General features: G+C 52.1%; 15 protein-coding genes and 4 pseudogenes. 8 read left to right on the top strand and 11 right to left on the bottom strand.

Annotated features, from left to right (window positions below; genetic code table 11):
* Positions 1–1,257: a glutamyl-tRNA reductase gene (gene hemA, locus RS584_RS11900; RefSeq protein WP_003856666.1), complete on the bottom strand. Its 1,257-nt coding sequence runs from the start codon at positions 1,255–1,257 to the stop codon at positions 1–3.
* A 201-nt stretch (positions 1,258–1,458) separates the two neighbouring features.
* Between hemA and lolB the strand changes: the two genes are divergently transcribed.
* The 4 genes from lolB to dauA all read left to right on the top strand — a co-directional run bounded on the left by lolB (position 1,459) and on the right by dauA (position 5,813).
* Positions 1,459–2,070, top strand: a complete 612-nt coding sequence (gene lolB / locus RS584_RS11905) for a lipoprotein insertase outer membrane protein LolB (protein ID WP_003856665.1) — start codon at positions 1,459–1,461, stop codon at positions 2,068–2,070.
* Positions 2,067–2,936, top strand: a complete 870-nt coding sequence (gene ispE, locus RS584_RS11910; RefSeq protein ID WP_315747944.1) for a 4-(cytidine 5'-diphospho)-2-C-methyl-D-erythritol kinase — start codon at positions 2,067–2,069, stop codon at positions 2,934–2,936. Before lolB ends, ispE begins: the two co-directional genes overlap by 4 nt.
* A 125-nt stretch (positions 2,937–3,061) precedes the next feature.
* The gene (prs, locus tag RS584_RS11915) at positions 3,062–4,009 is read left to right on the top strand and encodes a ribose-phosphate diphosphokinase (RefSeq protein ID WP_003856663.1); all 948 of its coding nucleotides are present in this window, start codon (positions 3,062–3,064) and stop codon (positions 4,007–4,009) included.
* 124 nt (positions 4,010–4,133) lie between these two features.
* On the top strand, positions 4,134–5,813 hold the full coding sequence (gene dauA, locus RS584_RS11920) for a C4-dicarboxylic acid transporter DauA (RefSeq protein ID WP_058685770.1): 1,680 nt from the start codon (positions 4,134–4,136) through the stop codon (positions 5,811–5,813).
* 75 nt (positions 5,814–5,888) lie between these two features.
* Here dauA and ychH read toward each other — a convergent pair whose 3' ends face one another.
* Complete coding sequence (gene ychH, locus RS584_RS11925; RefSeq protein WP_003856655.1) at positions 5,889–6,164, bottom strand: stress-induced protein YchH; 276 nt, start codon at positions 6,162–6,164, stop codon at positions 5,889–5,891.
* Positions 6,165–6,438: 274 nt separating this feature from the next.
* Here ychH and pth point away from each other — a divergent pair, with 274 nt between their 5' ends.
* A complete protein-coding gene (gene pth, locus RS584_RS11930) occupies positions 6,439–7,023 on the top strand; it encodes an aminoacyl-tRNA hydrolase (RefSeq protein WP_148972647.1) in 585 nt (194 codons plus the stop codon).
* Between the two features lie 126 nt (positions 7,024–7,149).
* Positions 7,150–8,244, top strand: coding sequence for a redox-regulated ATPase YchF (ychF, locus tag RS584_RS11935; protein ID WP_003856650.1), 1,095 nt, complete (start codon positions 7,150–7,152; stop codon positions 8,242–8,244).
* Positions 8,245–8,301: 57 nt separating this feature from the next.
* On the opposite strand, the gene RS584_RS11940 is transcribed toward ychF, so the two are convergent.
* The 3 genes and pseudogenes from RS584_RS11940 to RS584_RS11950 form a co-directional block, all read right to left on the bottom strand.
* On the bottom strand, positions 8,302–8,775 hold the full coding sequence (locus RS584_RS11940) for a hypothetical protein (protein WP_017384271.1): 474 nt from the start codon (positions 8,773–8,775) through the stop codon (positions 8,302–8,304).
* A gap of 172 nt (positions 8,776–8,947) precedes the next feature.
* Positions 8,948–9,430: an SMI1/KNR4 family protein gene (locus RS584_RS11945; RefSeq protein WP_315747945.1), complete on the bottom strand. Its 483-nt coding sequence runs from the start codon at positions 9,428–9,430 to the stop codon at positions 8,948–8,950.
* 10 nt (positions 9,431–9,440) lie between these two features.
* Positions 9,441–10,667 (bottom strand): annotated as a pseudogene (locus tag RS584_RS11950) (RHS repeat-associated core domain-containing protein); the annotation flags it as partial.
* On the opposite strand from RS584_RS11950, the pseudogene RS584_RS11955 reads away from it, so the two are divergent.
* Positions 10,626–10,802: pseudogene (locus tag RS584_RS11955) on the top strand (hypothetical protein); the annotation flags it as partial. The pseudogenes RS584_RS11950 and RS584_RS11955 sit on opposite strands and share 42 nt — an antisense overlap.
* Before the next feature lie 650 nt (positions 10,803–11,452).
* On the opposite strand, the gene RS584_RS11960 reads toward RS584_RS11955, so the two are convergent.
* The 4 genes and pseudogenes from RS584_RS11960 to RS584_RS11975 all read right to left on the bottom strand — a co-directional run.
* Positions 11,453–11,971, bottom strand: a complete 519-nt coding sequence (locus RS584_RS11960) for a hypothetical protein (RefSeq protein ID WP_315747946.1) — start codon at positions 11,969–11,971, stop codon at positions 11,453–11,455.
* 949 nt (positions 11,972–12,920) lie between these two features.
* A complete protein-coding gene (locus RS584_RS11965; protein ID WP_017384278.1) occupies positions 12,921–13,484 on the bottom strand; it encodes a hypothetical protein in 564 nt (187 codons plus the stop codon).
* Between the two features lie 8 nt (positions 13,485–13,492).
* Complete coding sequence (locus RS584_RS11970; protein ID WP_071524148.1) at positions 13,493–13,846, bottom strand: hypothetical protein; 354 nt, start codon at positions 13,844–13,846, stop codon at positions 13,493–13,495.
* An 84-nt stretch (positions 13,847–13,930) separates the two neighbouring features.
* A pseudogene (locus RS584_RS11975) lies at positions 13,931–14,668 on the bottom strand (RHS repeat-associated core domain-containing protein); the annotation flags it as partial.
* On the opposite strand from RS584_RS11975, the pseudogene RS584_RS11980 reads away from it, so the two are divergent.
* Positions 14,664–15,061 (top strand): annotated as a pseudogene (locus RS584_RS11980) (DUF933 domain-containing protein); the annotation flags it as partial. The pseudogenes RS584_RS11975 and RS584_RS11980 overlap by 5 nt on opposite strands.
* 549 nt (positions 15,062–15,610) lie before the next feature.
* Here RS584_RS11980 and RS584_RS11985 read toward each other — a convergent pair.
* Together RS584_RS11985 and RS584_RS11990 are read right to left on the bottom strand one after the other, a co-directional pair.
* Complete coding sequence (locus RS584_RS11985) at positions 15,611–16,399, bottom strand: macro domain-containing protein (RefSeq protein ID WP_052683444.1); 789 nt, start codon at positions 16,397–16,399, stop codon at positions 15,611–15,613.
* Positions 16,356–20,714, bottom strand: a complete 4,359-nt coding sequence (locus RS584_RS11990; RefSeq protein ID WP_315747947.1) for an RHS repeat-associated core domain-containing protein — start codon at positions 20,712–20,714, stop codon at positions 16,356–16,358. The genes RS584_RS11985 and RS584_RS11990 overlap by 44 nt, the downstream gene beginning before the upstream one ends.
* Positions 20,715–20,716 lie beyond the last annotated feature (2 nt).

Genomic DNA, 20,716 nt, shown 5'->3' on the forward strand with positions numbered 1-20,716 from the left:
CTATTCCAGCCCGAGGCTGTTGCGCAGAATAGTCAGGCGTTCATCGTCCCCGTCACGGGCAGCCTGCTGAAGAGATTTGGTTGGGGCATGGATCAGGCGGTTGGTCAGTTTCCAGGCTAAATCCTGCATAATCGCCTGCGCGTCGCCGCCCTGTTCAAGGGCCGCTAACGCTTTGGCCGTCAGGTCATCACGCACCTGCTCCGCCTGACCGCGGTATTCGCGGATGGTCTCGCTGACGCTTTGCGCGCGCAGCCAGGCCATAAATTCGCTGGTTTCCTGTTCAACGATGGTTTCCGCCTGCACAGCCGCCGCCTTACGCTGGGCAAGGTTGTGCGAAATGATGCTTTGCAGGTCATCCACGCTGTACAGGTAGGCGTTCGCCAGTTTGCCCACTTCCGGTTCGACATCACGCGGAACGGCGATATCCACCAGCAGCATCGGCTGATTGCGGCGGGATTTCAGCGCACGCTCGACCATCCCTTTCCCGATAATCGGCAGCGGGCTGGCGGTAGAACTGATAATAATGTCCGCCTCTTTCAGACGTTCATCGATGTCGCTCAGCGCAATCACCTCAGCGCCCACTTCATCTGCCAGCACCTGCGCACGTTCGCGGGTGCGGTTGGCAATGATCATCTTCTTCACCTTGTGTTCGCGAAGATGGCGCGCCACCAGCTCGATGGTTTCGCCCGCCCCCACCAGCAGTACGGTGACGGTCGACAGGGATTCAAAAATTTGACGGGCAAGGGTACAGGCCGCGAAAGCAACCGAAACCGCACTGGCGCCAATGTCGGTTTCGGTTCGCACACGCTTCGCCACGGAGAATGACTTCTGGAACATTCGCTCCAGTTCGCTGGCTTTCAGATGCCCTTTCTGGGAATCCGCGAAGGCTTTTTTCACCTGGCCGAGGATCTGCGGCTCGCCCAGCACCAGCGAATCCAGACCGCTGGCCACGCGCATCAGATGGCTGACCGCATCGTTATCCTGATGCCAGTACAGACTGTTGCGCAGCTCCTCTTCGTTGAGGTTGTGGTAGTCACACAGCCAGCGGATCAGCGCCTCGTGCAGGTTATCCTGCTCCTCCACGCTTAAATAGAGCTCGGTACGGTTGCACGTCGACAGCACCACGCCACCCTGCACCATCGGCTGTGCAAGCAGGCTGTCCAGCGCCAGGTCGAGCGTATCCGGCGAAAACGTAACGCGTTCTCGCAGTGAAACCGGGGCCGTTTTGTGGTTAATACCGAGTGCTAATAGGGTCATGTTGAGCGGGAGTAGTACCAGCGTTAATAAGGTTAGCAGGACGCATCATACAGGATGCGCGAGATCAATAAAAGAGACTGCCCCCTTTCGGAGTAATAGCTTACGCCACGCTTTGAGATAATTTGAACGTAGACGGTGGCACCCTTCAACGCTAGCATTAACAGTTATAACTGCAACGTATCTCAAGGATTTGTCATCATTATGACCCGAATGATTCGCCTGCTGCCTCTGGCGGCCCTGGTTCTGACCGCCTGTTCCGTTCATCAGCCGAAAGGCCCGGGCAAAAGCCCTGACTCACCGCAGTGGCGTCAGCACCAGCAGGATGTGCTGAAATTAAGCCAGTACCAGACCCGCGGTGCATTTGCTTATCTCTCTGACGAACAAAAAGTTTACGCTCGCTTCTTCTGGCAGCAAACGGGTCAGGACAACTATCGCCTGCTGCTGCTGAACCCGCTGGGCAGCACCGAGCTGGAGCTTAACGCGAAGCCTGGCGAAGCGCAGATCACCGATAACAAAGGCCAGCACTACACGGCAACCGACGCCGAAGAGATGATTGGCAAGCTGACCGGGATGCCGATTCCGCTCAATAGTCTGCGCCAGTGGATCCTTGGCCTGCCGGGTGATGCGACCGACTATACGCTCGACGATCAATACCGTCTGAGCCAGGTAAACTACACCCAGGGCGGTAAAACCTGGAAAGTGGTGTACAGCGCGTATGACAGCAAGACGCAACCGTCGCTGCCGTCCAATATGGAGCTGACGCAGGGTAGCCAGCGTATCAAGCTGAAAATGGACAACTGGATCGTTAAATGATGACCCACTGGCCCTCTCCCGCAAAACTGAACCTGTTTCTCTACATTACCGGGCAGCGCGCTGACGGCTATCACACCCTGCAAACGCTGTTTCAGTTTGTCGATTACGGCGACACCATCTCCATCGAACCGCGTCAGGACGGGCAGATTTGCCTGCTGACGCCGGTCGACGGCGTGGCGCATGACGATAACCTGATCGTGCGCGCTGCCCGCCTGCTAATGAAAACGGCGTCGACGTCGGGTCGTCTGCCGGCGGGAAGCGGTGCGGATATCCGTATCGACAAACGCCTGCCGATGGGCGGCGGTCTTGGCGGCGGCTCATCAAACGCCGCGACTGTACTGGTGGCGCTTAACCACCTCTGGGGCTGCGGTCTGACGACGGACGAACTGGCAGCGTTAGGGTTGACGCTGGGCGCCGATGTACCGGTGTTTGTGCGCGGCCACGCGGCGTTCGCTGAAGGTGTCGGTGAAATCCTCACGCCGGTCGATCCGCCGGAAAAATGGTATCTGATCGTTCACCCTGGCGTGAGCATTCCTACCCCGGTCATCTTTAAAGATCCTGACCTGAAAAGAAATACCCCGGTACGGTCAATAAAAACGTTATTAAATTGTGAATTCAGCAACGATTGCGAGGATATCGCAAGAAAACGTTTTCGCGAGGTTGATGCGGTGCTTTCCTGGCTGTTAGAATACGCGCCGTCGCGCCTGACCGGTACAGGGGCCTGTGTCTTTGCTGAATTTGACACCGAAACCGCCGCCCGTCAGGTGCTTGAGCAAGCGCCGGTTTGGCTGCATGGTTTTGTAGCACGCGGGATGAACACCTCCCCCCTACAGCAGGCCATTCTGGCGCAGACTGAGTTTCGGTGACAACGTCACCCTGTTCCAGACGTTGCATCGCGCTCTTTAATACACCGCCTGGATAGCGTTTGCTTAGGCCCCGCAGTTTGCGGCGAACGCTATCCACCACTGGACGCATGCCTGAGGTTCTTCTCGTGCCTGATATGAAGCTTTTTGCTGGTAACGCCACCCCGGAACTAGCACAACGTATTGCCAACCGCCTGTACACTTCCCTCGGCGACGCCGCTGTAGGTCGCTTTAGCGACGGCGAAGTCAGCGTACAAATTAACGAAAATGTACGCGGTGGTGATATTTTCATCATCCAGTCCACCTGTGCTCCAACGAACGACAACCTGATGGAATTGGTTGTTATGGTCGACGCGCTGCGTCGTGCTTCTGCTGGCCGTATCACTGCTGTTATTCCTTACTTTGGCTATGCACGTCAGGACCGTCGCGTCCGTTCCGCGCGTGTGCCAATCACCGCTAAAGTTGTCGCTGACTTCCTGTCCAGCGTCGGCGTTGACCGCGTACTGACGGTTGACCTGCACGCAGAGCAGATCCAGGGCTTCTTCGACGTGCCGGTTGATAACGTATTCGGCAGCCCAATCCTGCTGGAAGACATGCTGCAACTGAATCTGGACAACCCGATTGTGGTTTCTCCGGACATCGGCGGCGTGGTACGTGCTCGTGCTATCGCGAAGCTGCTGAACGATACCGACATGGCGATCATCGACAAACGCCGTCCACGCGCTAACGTTTCTCAGGTGATGCACATCATCGGTGACGTGGCTGGCCGCGACTGCGTGTTGGTGGACGACATGATCGATACCGGCGGTACGCTGTGTAAAGCCGCTGAAGCGCTGAAAGAGCGTGGTGCGAAACGCGTATTCGCTTACGCCACTCACCCGATCTTCTCCGGCAATGCGGTAAACAACCTCCGTAACTCCGTCATTGACGAAGTTGTGGTGTGCGATACCATTCCACTGAGCGACGAGATCAAAGCGCTGCCAAACGTGCGTACGTTGACTCTGTCCGGGATGCTGGCCGAAGCGATTCGTCGTATCAGCAACGAAGAATCGATCTCTGCAATGTTCGAACACTGATCGAACACGGCCAAAAAACCCGCTACGGCGGGTTTTTTTGTTTATAGTATTTATTTGTATGACTTATGCCTCCTTCACCTGCCATTCACATGACAGATGATGCGCACACGGATGATAGATAATTGTGAAAAACGTAACCTCCTCACATGTTCTGCCCTTTCGCGCCCTCATCGACGCCTGCTGGAAAGAGAAATACACATCGTCACGCTTTGTTCGTGACCTGATAGCCGGGATCACCGTCGGGATTATTGCCATCCCGCTGGCGATGGCGCTGGCGATTGGTAGCGGCGTCGCGCCGCAGTACGGGCTGTACACCTCGGCCGTTGCGGGGATTGTGATTGCGCTGACGGGCGGGTCCCGCTTCAGCGTCTCCGGCCCGACTGCCGCCTTTGTGGTGATCCTCTACCCGGTTTCCCAACAGTTTGGTCTGGCAGGCCTGCTGGTTGCCACCCTGATGTCCGGCATCTTTTTAATTCTGTTTGGTCTGGCCCGCTTTGGTCGCCTGATTGAATATATTCCCCTTTCCGTAACGCTGGGGTTCACCTCGGGGATTGGGATTACCATCGGGACCATGCAGATTAAGGATTTCCTCGGCCTGCAAATGGCCCATGTTCCGGAGCACTATTTACAGAAAGTGGGCGCGCTGTTTATGGCGTTGCCGACGGCCAACCTGGGCGATGCAGCCATTGGCATCGTTACCCTCGGCACACTTATCGTCTGGCCTCGCTTAGGCATTCGTCTCCCGGGGCATCTGCCCGCTCTGCTGCTGGGCTGCGCGGTGATGGGCGTTGTCAACCTGCTCGGTGGACAGGTCGCCACCATTGGCTCCCAGTTCCACTATGTTCTGGCGGACGGCTCACAGGGCAGCGGCATTCCGCAGCTGCTGCCGCAGCTGGTTCTGCCGTGGGACATGCCGGGCTCAAGCTTCACCCTAAGCTGGGATTCCCTTCGCGCTCTGCTGCCTGCCGCGTTCTCCATGGCAATGCTGGGCGCGATTGAATCCCTGCTCTGCGCCGTCGTGCTCGACGGCATGACCGGCACTAAGCACAAAGCCAACAGCGAGCTGGTCGGCCAGGGCTTAGGGAACATCGTTGCACCGTTCTTCGGCGGTATTACCGCTACGGCTGCGATTGCCCGTTCCGCCGCGAACGTACGTGCGGGCGCGACATCACCGGTTTCGGCGGTCATTCACTCCCTGCTGGTGATCATGGCGCTGCTGATCCTTGCCCCGCTGCTTTCATGGCTTCCACTCTCTGCCATGGCTGCGCTGCTGCTGATGGTGGCCTGGAACATGAGTGAGGCGCATAAGGTGGTTAACCTGCTGCGCCGTGCGCCGAAAGACGACATTATCGTGATGCTGATCTGCATGTCGCTGACCGTGCTGTTCGATATGGTTATCGCCATCAGCGTCGGCATTGTGCTGGCCTCGCTGCTCTTTATGCGCCGCATCGCGCAGATGACGCGTCTCTCCCCGGTTAACGTTGAGGTGCCTGACGATGTGCTGGTGCTGCGCGTGATTGGCCCGCTGTTCTTCGCCGCAGCGGAAGGTCTGTTCAGCGATCTGGAATCCCGCATTGCGGGCAAACGGATTGTGGTGCTGAAATGGGATGCCGTCCCGGTGCTGGATGCCGGCGGTCTGGATGCCTTCCAGCGCTTTGTTGCGCGTCTGCCGGAAGGCTGTGAACTGCGGGTGAGTAACCTTGAATTCCAGCCCCTGCGCACCATGGCGCGCGCGGGCGTGCAGCCGATCCCTGGCCGATTGTCCTTCTACCCTAACCGTGAAGCTGCGTTAGCAGATCTATAATCGTTCCGAAAAGCCAACACATAAAAAAAACGACTCATTTGAGAGTCGTTTTTTTATGTTCATTATTTCTACAGACTAGCTATGCTTGCGCTGGTCGCGGCGGCATCGTTTATCGTAATGGCGCACCCACCAGTATTTATCGCAGACTTCCTCATGTCCGCTCACGCGCGCCCCGGCGAGCCACAATACCGCACCAAGGAAGATACTCAGCACCGCGCCATGCGCAAAGTATTGTGGGAGGTCAAGCTGCGGTAATTGGTTTAAGATTGAATAACCGACACCGGCGACCATCACGAACAGTCCCAACCCCATTAGCACGTTACCGAGCATTGAAGCGTTTTTGCGTTTCATATGTCACCTCCGGAACTTTGGGTTGTCAGGGGAAAAGCCCCTTCTCCTTGTGTGTAAAGTATAGACAACGCCTCTTATATGAGTTGCGTGAATGATCACATTTACTGATAACTCCCGGACAAAAATTTACAAATAAGACATTGAACAGCTTGAAATTCTAATTGTTCAAAGAGGAAATTATTCGCATTTCGGTGTACAGCAGGCAGAACTTTGTCAAGCGGCGCGCCAGACAGTAAACTACGCGCCAGATCTGGAACCCATTAGGAAGTAAATCGTGACGATTAAACTGATTGTCGGCCTCGCCAATCCGGGCGCAGAGTATGCCGCTACCCGCCATAACGCCGGCGCCTGGTATGTTGATCTGCTGGCGGAGCGTTTGCGCGCTCCCCTGCGTGAAGAAACCAAGTTTTACGGGTATACCTCACGCATCAATCTTGCGGGTGCTGACGTGCGGTTGCTGGTGCCAACCACCTTTATGAACCTGAGCGGCAAAGCCGTGGCGGCCATGGCAACATTTTATCGCATCAATCCGGATGAGATCCTGGTGGCCCACGACGAACTGGACCTGCCGCCAGGCGTGGCGAAGTTCAAACTGGGCGGCGGTCATGGCGGCCACAATGGTCTGAAAGACATCATCAGCAAACTGGGTAATAACCCTAATTTCCACCGTTTGCGCGTGGGAATCGGCCATCCGGGCGATAAAAACAAAGTTGTTGGTTTCGTACTGGGTAAACCACCGGTTTCTGAGCAGAAGTTGATTGACGAAGCGGTGGACGAAGCGGCCCGCTGCACCGAGATTTGGCTTCAGGACGGCCTGACGAAAGCCACCAATCGACTGCACGCTTTCAAAGCGCAATAATCGGCGCCCTGGGGCTTTTTTACCGCGCGTCGCGCGGGTTACGTGTATAATAGGCGTAGTTATTTACTTTTCTTCAATCGGTTATCGTTAACGGATTGATTATCAAGATATTAAGGTGATTTAGAAATGGGATTCAAATGCGGTATCGTCGGTCTGCCAAACGTGGGCAAATCCACCCTGTTCAACGCGCTCACCAAAGCAGGTATTGAAGCGGCGAACTTCCCGTTCTGTACCATCGAGCCGAACACCGGTGTTGTTCCTATGCCCGATCCGCGTCTGGACCAGCTCGCGGAAATCGTGAAGCCGCAGCGCATTCTGCCAACCACCATGGAGTTCGTGGACATCGCGGGCCTGGTAAAAGGCGCATCCAAAGGTGAAGGCCTGGGCAACCAGTTCCTGACCAACATCCGTGAAACCGAAGCGATCGGCCACGTTGTGCGCTGCTTCGAGAACGACAACATTATCCACGTTAACAACAAAGTAGATCCGGCTGACGACATCGACGTCATCAACACCGAGCTGGCCCTCTCTGACCTCGACACCTGCGAGCGCGCCATTCACCGCGTGCAGAAGAAAGCCAAAGGCGGCGACAAAGACGCGAAAGCGGAACTGGCTGCGCTGGAAAAATGTCTGCCACAGCTGGAAAATGCCGGCATGCTGCGCGCGCTGAAAAACCTGACTGACGAAGACAAAGCGGCGATCAAATACCTGAGCTTCCTGACCCTGAAGCCAACCATGTACATCGCCAACGTTAACGAAGACGGTTTCGAGAACAACCCGTATCTGGACAAAGTGCGTGAAATTGCCGCGGCTGAAGGTTCTGTAGTGGTTGCGGTTTGCGCTGCCGTTGAATCTGATATTGCAGAGCTGGACGACGCCGACCGCGAAGAGTTCATGGCCGAGCTGGGTCTGGAAGAGCCGGGCCTGAACCGCGTGATCCGCGCGGGTTATGAGCTGCTGAATCTGCAAACCTACTTCACCGCTGGTGTAAAAGAAGTGCGAGCGTGGACCATCCCTGTGGGCGCGACCGCGCCTCAGGCGGCCGGTAAGATCCACACCGACTTCGAGAAAGGCTTCATTCGCGCGCAGACTATCGCGTTTGAAGACTTCATCACCTACAAGGGTGAGCAAGGCGCGAAAGAAGCAGGCAAGATGCGTGCGGAAGGGAAAGATTACATCGTTAAAGATGGCGACGTGATGAACTTCTTGTTTAACGTTTGATTTGTTTTGAATGAAAAAAATCCACGCTTTGGCGTGGATTTTTTTTCGCGTGTCCTATCAATAGATAACTAGTTTGCCCGCTGGCCAAGTACCTGACCATCCACAGGGCATATGCCCAGCTTCATAAACATTAATTAAGCCTTCAAAAGCGAATGGCTCATGTAGTAAAGAACTATACGCATCTTCAAGCAAGTAATTCACAAGGTCCCATTTTAAGTTCTCAGTCATTGATCCTTTCTCAGACTCTGGGAAGATTATTTTTGGGATAATATCATTCTCCACAACTTTCTTAGCTTCTTTGACCAAAGAGTTCCAATATTGATATTTGTTAGTGTGTTTTTTTGCGAGATAGCCCGTTATTTCATAACCAGCCTCCAAGGTGGCACTTTCCCATTCATCGCTATTCAAGCCTTTTATAAATAAGCTAAGGGACTGAGCCTGGATAACACCAGGGAGTGTCGTTGCTACACCAAGATTAACAAACCAATTAATATTATTTAACCTATGTATTGCTAACTGGGATATCTTCATTTTTTAACCTGATTTATTCTACATGGGATTCTAGCTGCTTTCATACCACCAAGCCTGTCATGCTGTTTTATAATAAAACCCTATGATTTGTGTCACAGAGCTTTATTAAAAATATGAATATCAAAACAACAGCAATCGAAGTAAATAAATCGATTAAATTTTTAAATATTCTTTAAGAAAGATCTTCTTCTGCTACTAATCCATTAACAAAATTGGCAAATGAATTTGTCAGATATCTTTGAAGTTTTATGTGATTCTCTTGCATAGTCAAATCCTCATCAAAAGAATCTGTAGCAAAATATACTATTGAGTAATTGTCTAAATCTAGACAGAAGAAATTCCCTCCCCAATCATTTGCGAAAGGAAGCAGGTTTTTAGGAATCACTTCCCTATCCAACATGCTGATATAACAACCGTCGATTAAAGATCTAGGGTCATTATTTGTCTGACTATTATAAACAAACGGTTTAAACCCTGCCACCTCTACTGGCTCAAAATCTTCATCACCGTCCCACCAACTTTTCTCAGGAGTGCCACCATTAAATTGCAGATAATGTGAAACGAAATCATCCGGAAGAGTAATAGATAATTTCTCTTCCGTTCTAGTAATATCTGCACGTCCAATCTTTTTTTCACAGTTACTGAAATGGTTCATAGGTTATACCTCACTGATGACAGTTTGCACGCAATTTTTTCGGGACACGCCCCTTCAACCAGCCTTTAGAATGAGAAACAGCAATGGCTTCTTGGGAACCATATTTTACACCAAAATATTTCTCGAATTGTGAGACTGAGCCTTTATGTGGGAAAGTAGCTTCATGCGCAGAAGTTTTTACTAATTGCATTGTTGTCCTTCCTGTGGCTGGGTCAAAATCATCGACATGATGCCATGTATATCCAGTTGCATCGCTTTTAGAAATACCGGCTGCCTTGAAAGCCTCGGTGAAATCTCTATCTCGAGTTCCTTGCATTGTAATAGATACAATATTCTGTTTTGTTCCATTGATTGGGAAAAGATCTGGGCTTCCTGTAAAGTCGACTCCCTTTAATGCCAACCCCCACGGATCCACCCATCCCAGCGCATTCGGCGCATACTGGTAAAGGTTTATCCCCCCCGCCAGCCCTATCGGGTCCTGTTGCGTAAACCGCCCGCAGTCCGGGTCGTAATACCGGAACAGATTGTAGTGCAGCCCTGTCTCACGATCCAGGTATTGCCCCTGCATGCGCAGGTTCTGAGAATATCCTGATACCTTCGTCTCGCTTTCCCGTAGCAGCTTGCCCCAGGCGCTGTTCACCCCTTCCCAGCGCACCTGCCCTTCGCTATCCGTCATCCGCTCCGGCGTGCCGTTGGGCTGACAGTGGAACCAGAAGATTTCCGGGGCATCAACGCCGTCAATACGTGCCAGCGGATCGTAGCTGTCCTGATCGCTGTAGACGTAGGTCAGCGGCACGTCCCCGTGCACCTCCTGCAACAGCCGGAACCCTTCCCAGACAAACCGCGTGGTGACCGGCTTGCCGGTTGGCTGCCCGCCCAGCATCTGGCGGCGCGTTTTGCTGATGCGTCGCCCGAGCGGATCGTAGCGGAAGCTGACCTGCGTCTGCGGCCTGTTGCGGTCCCGCGGCTGGCTGATCACCTCCGTCAGGCGGTGCTCACCGTCGTAGCGGTAGTGCCAGCGGGTCTGTCCGTTATCTTTCTCCACGGTGCGTCCGTGGACGTCATAGCGCCAGCGAATGCCGTTCAGCTGCGTCAGCCGGTTGTGCGTAACCTTCTCAGCAGATCCTTCGAGCGGGTTACCGGTAGTATCCCAGCGGTGCAACCAAGAGCACTGAAAATTACCGGTAACTATATCCCGGCGATGCAGGCGGCCAAGACGGTCATATTCGCTGCGGGTTCGTTAGTGTTAGTAGTTTGCGCCACGGTTGAATCCGATAATACTGAACTGGACGATGCCGACCGTGAAGAGTTTATGGAAGAGCTGGGTCAGGAAGGGCCAGGCGCGAAAGAAGGAGGCAAGATGCGTGCATAAGGAAAAGACTACATTGTTGAAGATGGCGATGTGATGAACTTCTTGTTTACGTTTAATTTTTATGAACGGGAAAAATCCACGCTTTCACGTACATTTTTTATTAGGGAGTCAAAAAAATATCTTAAAGATCTGACTTCTTGCTCACCTCCAAAGAAATGATTTGTGTAGTCGCAAGCTTTAACGTCTGAAAAGGCACCTCGATTAATCACTCAACAAGTAAGGCCAGACTCTAATACTTAGCGAGGCTGACACCACCGTTTCTTAGGAGAGGTCTGCCGGTCGACAATAATATATCCTCTAAATCCCTTTTTTTGCGAGCGGGAATCGTTAAAAGTTTTGAATCGCATTTTATCATAATAAGCAGGGCCTGATCGAGACAACGCGTTACGCTTCATACCATTTAAATAAAACCAATCATGCCAGCCATTTTGGTTTTCCACATAGCTAAAGACAACAACCCCTTCTTCGTTCAGATGATTTTTAAGTAATAGAAAAATGTGCCTCGTGGCAGTGCAGGCAAAGAAGCTTTTGCCCTAAGCATCAAATAGGGTTACAACGGTTAATAATGGCTTTTTATCGGTTAACACAAAAACTAACTCGCGTGTTGTAAGACCATTGCATAATCTAAAATGGTATGCTGAAAATTTTTTTTACCCTTTAGCAATGATAACGTATCTATGATTTGTTCCATTCTTTATCCAGAACATTTCATCTTGAGGTAACGTTCCATTACCGCAGAAATCAACAAGCTCACCTTGCCAACCATCAGGAACATATTTTTGATAATGCATACTTTCAACATACTCCGAATATAGTCTTTTATTATCAAAATCTATAAGCAAATCCGGCATAAGATCATATATATCCCACCAAGTTGTTTTTTGCGAAAGCCTACTAAAAAACTCATCAGCTATGTCATCCTTATCGAATGAATAGCCATCTTTAATTAACCCATCAATAAATATCTGCGCGTTTTCTTCATTTACTACGGGTATGTCATATCTTTCCTTATGGACATCCTGTAGATTTATTTCCACCCCACTTTTCACAAAATCCTCTATCCATTTAATTCTATCTAAAACCCACATTTCTTTGAACGCCACGAACCAATAATATATTCCTTCTTTCTTTACTATCACAAGGAGATCATCATCTTTATTAATATTCATATAGTAACCTATTTTACATTACCGGAGCCTGGAATCGCTACTTCTTCAAGCCATTCTGCCCATACTGATGGTAATACATACGATCTACCTGGCGTTGTTGGATCAACGTGCTTAGGAGCCAATCCCCCTTGATTTAACGGATTAAGCATGCGTCAGGGGGTTGTGCGTGTCCTTTCCAGCAAGTCGTTCGAGGTGGATTACCAGCAGACGATCGCAGTTGTCATAATTTCATTATTGCGTACAGCTGGTAAAAGACTTTTAAATGCTCAGAGTCTAATATCTAAAGACTTTACACTTAAAAGAATGAGCATGACGTAAAGAAAAAGGGAAGTTGCGTGCAGAAAGCAAAAAATCAAATCGTTAAAAATGGCGATGGGATGAACTTCTTGTTTAAAGTTTGATTTGTTTTTTATGAAAAAAACGAACTTGTGCACTCTTAGGAAAATAGAACTCAAGGTATTTTTCAGCTCTGTCTTGAAACGTTCGGTCTTTGACGTAGTTATAAGAACCATTAAAATATTTGTACGCTTCAGCAAATTGATTCAACTCATAAAAAACCATGCCGAGGACGATTAACGGCGCTGTCTCTATATCCGATCCACGTGTACTAAGTATCCTCTCCCCCCATTTTTTCGCCTCATCGTTCTCCTTGAGAGCAAAGCAAGCACTGTACATGTACGCAGAGTTGCAGTTGGCAATTTTCCATTCGATCTGCGGCTCAGGAAGAGCCTGCCGGACATTTTGTTATTGCTCTAAAGCCTCGGCTTATTTTTTTATCATGAAATTCGTTTCCTTTTTCTACAAGAGATGTAAATATTATTCATGTGTTTATTCATTAGCAATAGCAAATAAACCTCCTCACCTATAAAAAGGGGAATAAGAAATAAATGCTTTTAGAAGCAAGGAGGTATCTAAGACAGTAAATCTTTATTATTAAAAAACTTAAAAACTAACCAAAAAAGAATTTCTTAAACCCTTCAACCTCAACATCTTTTAGTTTAGTTTTAAGCATCACATCGATATCTTCCAGAAAATCTTCTCTTAAATTAAATTCATCATCTGTAGCATCACCATCATAATTATTTTGTTCCATCTCAATAGCAGAACAAAAAGCATTCAAAAAGTCAGCTAAGGAACCAGAAATTATAAAGTTTCGTTTTTGAATGCTACCATAAACAGGAGATGTTAGATTTTGGGTGTCACAAAAAAGAACGTCACCATTTCTTTCAGCAAAGATTATATATTCATCGCGCCAAGCCGTATCATTTTGAACTCGCCAACCGGATAATATTTCGTTGAGATCTTGAGGTTCAATAATCTGTAAATAAAAAGTACCATCAAATGTTGGACTGTCATTTAAAATCAAATGACGATAAAAAAAATCAACCTCCCCATTTAAATTCACGGGAAAAGAAGTCTCATTTTCATCGTCTGTATAGTCTATCTCTCCCATATTCAATTCATTCATTTTAAATTTGTTCACAAGATCTTGGACTGCATTTTTTATGTTCATCTTTCCACCTATAATTGCTTACATCGTTGTCTAGATTTTAGTGTTCTTTCTCTATCGATTAAGCGCCCACGCGTCGAGTTCTTAGTATTCCCTCTATGTCCTTGATCACCATGGACATGCTCATTGAACTTGTCGGGATGGTTATGATTTTTCAAGAATACAATGTTCCTCGGATCACCTTGCCATTTGGAACCAAGTGTACCATTGCCTTCTACCGAATTGATATGATGCCCGGTATAGCCTGCCCGGGACATCACAGAGGTTAGGCTCTTGTTGGGAGTCTTCAAAATTAAATCCCTCTCTTGCGCTGTCCAATTTCTTGTGCCAGCCCCACCATCCTGCAATAAGGCTTTTTCTTGCACCCATGCCCTAGAAATAGCAGAGCTTCTAGCTCCACCTTGAGCAGAAAGAGAATCATGTGGCCGGTAACGAATGAGATCGTCAGGAGTCAACCCCCACGGATCTGCCCACCCCAGCGCATTCGGCGCATACTGGTAAAGGTTAATCCCTCCCGCCAGCCCTATCGGGTCCTGCTGCGTAAATCGTCCGCAGTCCGGGTCATAATACCGGAACAGATTGTAGTGCAGCCCTGTCTCACGGTCCAGGTATTGCCCCTGCATACGCAGGTTCTGGGAATATCCTGATACCTGCGTCTCGCTTTCCCGCAGCAGTTTGCCCCAGACGCTGTTCACGCCTTCCCAGCGCACCTGCCCTTCGATATCCGTCATCCGCTCCGGCGTGCCGTTGGGCTGACAGTGGAACCAGAAGATTTCCGGGGCATCAACGCCGTCGATACGCGCCAGCGGGTCGTAGCTGTCCTGATCGCTGTAGACGTAGGTCAGCGGCACATCACCGTGCACTTCCTGCAACAGCCGGAACCCTTCCCAGACAAACCGGGTGGTGACTGGGTTACCGGTTGGCTGTCCGCCCACCATCTGGCGACGCGTTTTGCTGATGCGTCGTCCGAGTGGGTCATAGCGGAAGCTGACCTGCGTCTGCGGCCTGTTGCGGTCCCGCGGCTGGCTGATGACCTCCGTCAGGCGGTGCTCGCCGTCGTAGCGGTAGTGCCAGCGGGTCTGGCCGTTATCCTTCTCCACGGTGCGGCCGTGGATGTCACAGCGCCAGCGAATGCCGTTGAGCTGCGTCAGGCGGTTGTGCGTGACCTTCTCAGCAGACTCTTCAAGCGATAAAGGTTCTGTAGTGGTAGCGTTTTGGAACGCGGTTGAATCCGATATCGCTGAAATGAACGACGCCGATCGTGAAGATTTCATGGCCGAGCAGGGTCTGAACCGCGTGATCCGCGCGGGCCATGAGATGCTCAGCCTGCAAACCTACTTCACCGCGGGCGTAAAAGAAGTGCGTGGACCATCCCTGTGGGTGCGACTGCGCCTCAGGCGGCTGGTAAGATCCACACCGACTTCGAGAAAGGCTTCATTCGTGCGCAGACTATCGCGTTTGAAGACTTCATAACCTACAAGGGTGAGCAAGGCGCGAAAGAAGCAGGCAAGATGCGTGCGGAAGGGAAAGATTACATCGTTAAAGATGGCGACGTGATGAACTTCTTGTTTAACGTTTGATTTGTTTTGAATGAAAAAAATCCACGCTTTGGCGTGGATTTTTTTATGGAGTAACGAACTTATCCCCTTTTGCGCAGATAGAACTCCAGATATTTTTTAGGTCTATCCTGAAACGCACGCTCTTTGCCGTAGTTATAAGCATCGTTAAAATATTTATACGCTTCCTCGAATTGATTTAACTCATAACAGACCATGCCGAGATCGATTAAGGGTGCAGTGTCTATATCCGATCCACGTGTCCGTAATGTCGTCTCTCCCCATTTCTCTGCCTCAGCGTAATCCGCGTGATCAAAATATGCGCTGTATATGCAGGCAGAGATCCAGTTGGCGAGCTCCCATTCGAGCTTTGGCTCAGGAAGAGCTTGCCAGGCTTTTTGGTATTGCTCTAAAGCCTCGACGTATTTTTTATCATCGTGAAACTCGTTTCCTTGTCCAATAGTATATTATTATAGATATTATCATACTTAAGTCCTTGCCCTTTTAAATAAAAAACCTTGCCTAAGAAACCGCCAGAAACACCATAATATATGGTTAAATTTTTATTTAAAATTATAAAGTTATTACATTGCAATCAATCATTTTATAGCAAATATTTTTTAGTATTAATGACTCTATGACATTCCAATCACCACCACCGAGGCCAGCTCCTATCCTTGGCATTTGTACAGAAAGGCGATTCACTAAAGCAAAGTCAGATAATTTTTCAAGACAAACTTCCAGAGAGTCATAACAAACGTATTGTTTCTTGTCGTTGATATTTTTCTTTATACCATCCTGCGCATACATATTAGCAATAAATATCTTCTCCTGAGCATCAACCATAACAAAATCAACCATTCCTAATTCTGGGAAGTTATTTTCTTTGAAGCTACTAAGATAGCTTTTTTTTGCCGCAGGATATTTATTTGAAAGGGACAGAACAAAACCTTTACCCCACTTCCCTTTATTGTTCACAATATGAGCAATAACTGTGGATTTTTTCAAAGGTTCCACAGCATCTCCAAACAAGTATTTTATTCGCTTTTTTTCTTGCAATGAACTCGTTGATGTTTGCCAGAAAACTTCAAATTCCTCATTCGAAATTTCTTCGGCGTCACTTAAGTCCAGGTCGCTTTTCTTACCATCATACAGCAGGAAGCCAACTTTTTCATTTTTATCTAGCAAAGAGGAAGAAGCATAATAATTACCATCTATAATATTTATTTGTCGCGTGGCTACCTCTCCTATGAACTCATTGAGAATAGTCCCTTCACCTGCAATAAAATCAACACTTCCTTTATAATATTTTTTCACCTCAACCACAACTCCTCCCACTTTTAACAATTCTTTTAGAGACATCAAGATCTTTTGTGTTTAAGATCAAAAATGTATTTTTCCGGGGTTCAATTACATCTAAGCCAGTAACATCTATTTCGACAAAATGGCTTATACCTTTTAATTTCCTCGCATCACCATATATATCAGCTGCTAATTGACCCAGAGACATTTTTCCAGTTCCTCCAACATCTTTGAGTGTTCGTCCGCCAATCATTTCAGGTCTGATATTAGTGAAGTATTGTCCATCCCCGAAACGGGCGTGTATATCTCCTGATGAAGGTCTTATTACACCACTTTCCGTGATACCTTTCATCCCTTCTTCAGTCGTGTAGTGAATTAATGTTTTAGGAGTCAACCCCCACGGATCCACCCATCCCAGCGCATTCGGCGCATACTGGTAAAGGTTTATCCCCCCCGCCAGCCCTATCGGGTCCTGCTGCGTAAACCGTCCGCAGTCCGGGTCGTAATACCGGAACAGATTGTAGTGCAGCCCTGTCTCACGGTCCAGGTATTGCCCCTGCATACGCAGGTTCTGGGAATATCCTGATACCTGCGTCTCGCTTTCCCGCAGCAGTTTGCCCCAGGCGCTGTTCACCCCTTCCCAGCGCACCTGCCCTTCGCTATCCGTCATCCGCTCCGGCGTGCCGTTGGGCTGACAGTGGAACCAGAAGATTTCCGGGGCATCAACGCCGTCAATACGCGCCAGCGGATCGTAGCTGTCCTGATCGCTGTAGACGTAGGTCAGCGGCACATCACCGTGCACTTCCTGCAACAGCCGGAACCCTTCCCATACAAACCGGGTGGTGACTGGCTTGCCGGTCGGCTGCCCAAACAGCATCTGGCGTCGCGTTTTGCTGATGCGGCGCCCGAGCGGGTCATAGCGGAAGCTGACCTGCGTCTGCGGCCTGTTGCGGTCCCGCGGCTGGCTGATGACCTCCGTCAGGCGGTGCTCGCCGTCATAGCGGTAGTGCCAGCGGGTCTGGCCGTTATCCTTCTCCACGGTACGACCGTGGATGTCATAGCGCCAGCGAATGCCGTTCAGCTGCGTCAGGCGGTTGTGCGTGACCTTCTCAGCAGAGCCTTCGAGCGGGTTACCGGCAGCATCCCAGCGCCACTGCTCCTGGCCGGGCAGCGTGCCGTCCTGAACCAGCAGACGTCCGGCGCTGTCATACTGCCAGCGGTACCAGCTGAACGGGTTATCGTCCCGCTCTTCGCGGACCAGGTTATTGCGATAGTCGTAATCCCAGCGGCGGGACCAGCGGCGCGGCGACGGGCGCTGGGCATTGCCGGTAAAGACGTCCCGGCGATGCAGTCGGCCAAGGCGGTCGTATTCGCTGCGGGTGGTCAGCAGCCCCTGCGTACGGCTGGTTTCACGGTGGAGTTCGTCGCGGGTAAAGTCGGAGACCGAGAGCTTATCAAGGGCAATGCTGAGCAGATGCCCGCTGCCGTAGTAGAACTGTTTCAGCTCCCGGCCATCGGGCAGCGTGACGGAGGTGCGGTTACCCAGCGCGTCATACTCCCACGCCAGCTCCCCGTGCTCGCCCGTTTCGCGCGTGACGCGCCCGAGCGCGTCATACTCAAACACAAGCTCCTGCTCGGCCTCGGCGCTCCAGGCATCGACTGAAAGCGCGGGATGCAGCCCAATCCGGCTCAGAAGGCCGGACGGGGTGTAGTGGTAGCGGGTCTGCCCCTCCGGCGTGGTGCGGGCGACCAGCTGGCCGCTCGCGCTCCAGGCGAAGGCATGGGTAATGGCCTCCGGATGTCCGCCGGCAAAGGTGCGCGCTATCGTACGCCCGCAGGCATCGTAGCGATACTGCGAGGCCACGCCATCCAGCCCAACCTCTTCCAGCAGCAGCGAGTCCGCGCCCCAGCGGAACTGATACGCTTCGCCGTTTTCGTTTTCCAGGGCAATCAGACGCCCGCGGCTGTCCCAGCGGCGACGCACCTCTTCACCCTGTGTATTACGGGTGGCGGTTAAGCGCCCTGCCTCGTCGTATCTGAACTCGCTCTCTTTCCCGTCGGCGCCCGCATGCTTCACCGGCAGACCACGTTCGTTCCATTTGAGCGACTCGGTCCAGCCTTCTGGTCGGTCGAGCTGCACCGGACGCCCTGCGGCGTCGTAGCGGTAACGCGTCTCTTCGCCGTCGGCGCTTATCTCAGCCACCAGCCAGCCCAGCGGATGATAACGGTATTGTGTCACTCGGCCCGAACAGTCCGTCGCACGCACCATCTGCCCGGCCTCGTTGTACTCCTGGTAACGGCTGTTCCCGGCGGCATCGACTTCTTCCACAACCTGACCAAACTCGTCCCGACGCAGCAGCGTGGTCTGCCCCATCGGATCCACCACGCGTTTCAGCCCGTGATGTTCGTCATACAGGAACCGGGTGGCGCTACCGTCGGCTTCAATGATGGACGCCGGAAGCGCACGGTGCTCCAGCCAGGTGGTGGTGCGGGTATTGCCGTCGGCGTCGATCTCCTGCACCCGGTTGCCCATATCGTCATAGACGAAGGTGACGGCATTACCCAGCGGATCGATGCGACGCGTGAGGAGTTCGTTGTCATCCCACTCGTAGCGCCAGTTCTCACCGCGCTCGTCAACGTAGCGAACAATCAGGTTTTGCGTGTTCCAGTAATGCTTTCGCGTCTGACCGTCGTAGTGATCGACGGTCGTCAGCCCGGCGGCTAAATCGTAGGTAAAGCGACAGCCGTCGCCGGTGCTGGTGCGATTTTCCACCACGCGCCAGTGGTCGAATTTTTGCCAGCGGTATTCGCTCTCCAGCCCGCCCGGCAGACGGTGCCAGACCATCAGGCCATCATCGTTATAACGGTATTCACGGGTGACCACGCCGGAGGCATCCGTTGCGCTGGCCAGTTGGCCGCGCGCGTCGTACCCCCACTGCATCAGCGGCCATGTCTGGTTGCCGTCAAAATGGCTCGCCGAGGTAACGCGCTGCGGGAAACGTTCATCGTCATAGCGCAGGGTGACATCGATCGCTCGCGGCTCATCGTGCAGACCTACCAGCCGCCCGTGCTCATCCCATTCCGTCAGCAACGCGTTGCCGTATTCGTCGCTGAGGGAGGCCAGGCGCAGGATGGAGGGGTTAGCGCGGGTCGGTTTATACAGACGCCACACCGCGCCGTCATCGTCGGCAATCGCCACGTCTCCGCTCTCATTCCGGCGGATGATAATGCCTTCGCTGATGCTGTAAAACGCGCGGTCGACCGGCGGCAGTTCAAAGCTCAGCTCGCGCCCGGTTTCATCGAACCAGGTGGCGTTGTTTTCTTCCAGCGTCAGATAGCTGTCAAAGGTGGTAGCCCAGCCCAGACCAAACAGCCCTTCGCGGGTGGTCAGGCTGTTGTAGCTGCGCTGCCAGCGCAGCGGAAAGCGCCCCGGCAGCGAGAAATCGAGTTCGTCGTCGTCATTCAGCACCTTCACGCCGGTAGCGGCGTGAACCGGGTGCGAGGAGCCGAACACGGCGTTGACGGCCATATCCGCCAGCATCCCGCCACCGGCAGCAGCCAGCGCGCAGGGCATGTTTTTCAGGATCTTGCCCGGACGCCCGCGCAGCAGGGAGAGCGCAATCATCCCCAGCGCCAGACCCGGCGTTTTGCCGCTTTTGATGTCGCGGACCGTGAGCGTGTCGCCGCCAATGATCACGTTCGGGGATACGTCGTCGGAAACGGTGCCCTCGCAGGTGGTGCGATCTTTTGCGCGCACCGCAGGCTGTCCGTTGATGAAGACGCTTTTAGATCCTTCCGCCAGATACTGTGGCCCGGAGTGTTTATCACACGCCACCTTGTCTTCTTCCAGCGGCGAGGTCCCCGCGGCGGCAGAGGCGACGCTGGGCTGCCACATCTCGCTGCCGAACTGTCCGGCAGCGGAGAGCAGCATGCCCGCGTAGTCGGCAAAGCTGCCCGGCGACTGCGGCTCAGGGGACGGGGTATCGGCAGGCGTTAACGTCCCGGCGGCGCGCGCAGCGGGAAGTTTATTTGTCAGAACATTGCTCGAACCGGTGGTGATTTTGCCCGCGGGCGACGGCGGGAAAAGCGCGTTACCCAGCCCTTCAGCGGCGTTGCTGATATCGTCGGTGATCCCGGCGACGTTCGCCAGAACCCCACCAATAATGCCGCTCAACAGACAGCTGGAGCCAATTGCCGCCACGCCTGCTGCTGCTGCCCCGGCTCCCAGCAGTGGGGCCGCAACGGTCGCTGCCGCGCCCACCGCCGCGCCAATCACCGCATAGGCAGCGCCTTCCGCCACAATGCTGGTAATATCAGCAAAAATGCTGGAGTGAATAATCTCGTCGCCCTTACGGGCCGCGTTGTTATCGCTCATGC

The organism is Enterobacter sp. DTU_2021_1002640_1_SI_PRY_ASU_LCPMC_013 (assembly GCF_032389435.1).
GTDB lineage: Bacteria > Pseudomonadota > Gammaproteobacteria > Enterobacterales > Enterobacteriaceae > Enterobacter > Enterobacter hormaechei_C.

What these genes read in the sequence shown, in the direction of transcription:
- hemA (WP_003856666.1), bottom strand. Translation starts at nt 1,257, where the DNA reads ATGACCCTATTAGCACTCGGTATTAACCACAAAACGGCCCCGGTTTCA.
- RS584_RS11945 (WP_315747945.1), bottom strand. Translation starts at nt 9,430, where the DNA reads ATGAACCATTTCAGTAACTGTGAAAAAAAGATTGGACGTGCAGATATT.
- lolB (WP_003856665.1), top strand. Translation starts at nt 1,459, where the DNA reads ATGACCCGAATGATTCGCCTGCTGCCTCTGGCGGCCCTGGTTCTGACC.
- ychF (WP_003856650.1), top strand. Translation starts at nt 7,150, where the DNA reads ATGGGATTCAAATGCGGTATCGTCGGTCTGCCAAACGTGGGCAAATCC.
- ychH (WP_003856655.1), bottom strand. Translation starts at nt 6,164, where the DNA reads ATGAAACGCAAAAACGCTTCAATGCTCGGTAACGTGCTAATGGGGTTG.
- RS584_RS11985 (WP_052683444.1), bottom strand. Translation starts at nt 16,399, where the DNA reads ATGTCTCTAAAAGAATTGTTAAAAGTGGGAGGAGTTGTGGTTGAGGTG.
- ispE (WP_315747944.1), top strand. Translation starts at nt 2,067, where the DNA reads ATGATGACCCACTGGCCCTCTCCCGCAAAACTGAACCTGTTTCTCTAC.
- RS584_RS11990 (WP_315747947.1), bottom strand. Translation starts at nt 20,714, where the DNA reads ATGAGCGATAACAACGCGGCCCGTAAGGGCGACGAGATTATTCACTCC.
- RS584_RS11960 (WP_315747946.1), bottom strand. Translation starts at nt 11,971, where the DNA reads ATGAATATTAATAAAGATGATGATCTCCTTGTGATAGTAAAGAAAGAA.
- RS584_RS11965 (WP_017384278.1), bottom strand. Translation starts at nt 13,484, where the DNA reads ATGAACATAAAAAATGCAGTCCAAGATCTTGTGAACAAATTTAAAATG.
- RS584_RS11940 (WP_017384271.1), bottom strand. Translation starts at nt 8,775, where the DNA reads ATGAAGATATCCCAGTTAGCAATACATAGGTTAAATAATATTAATTGG.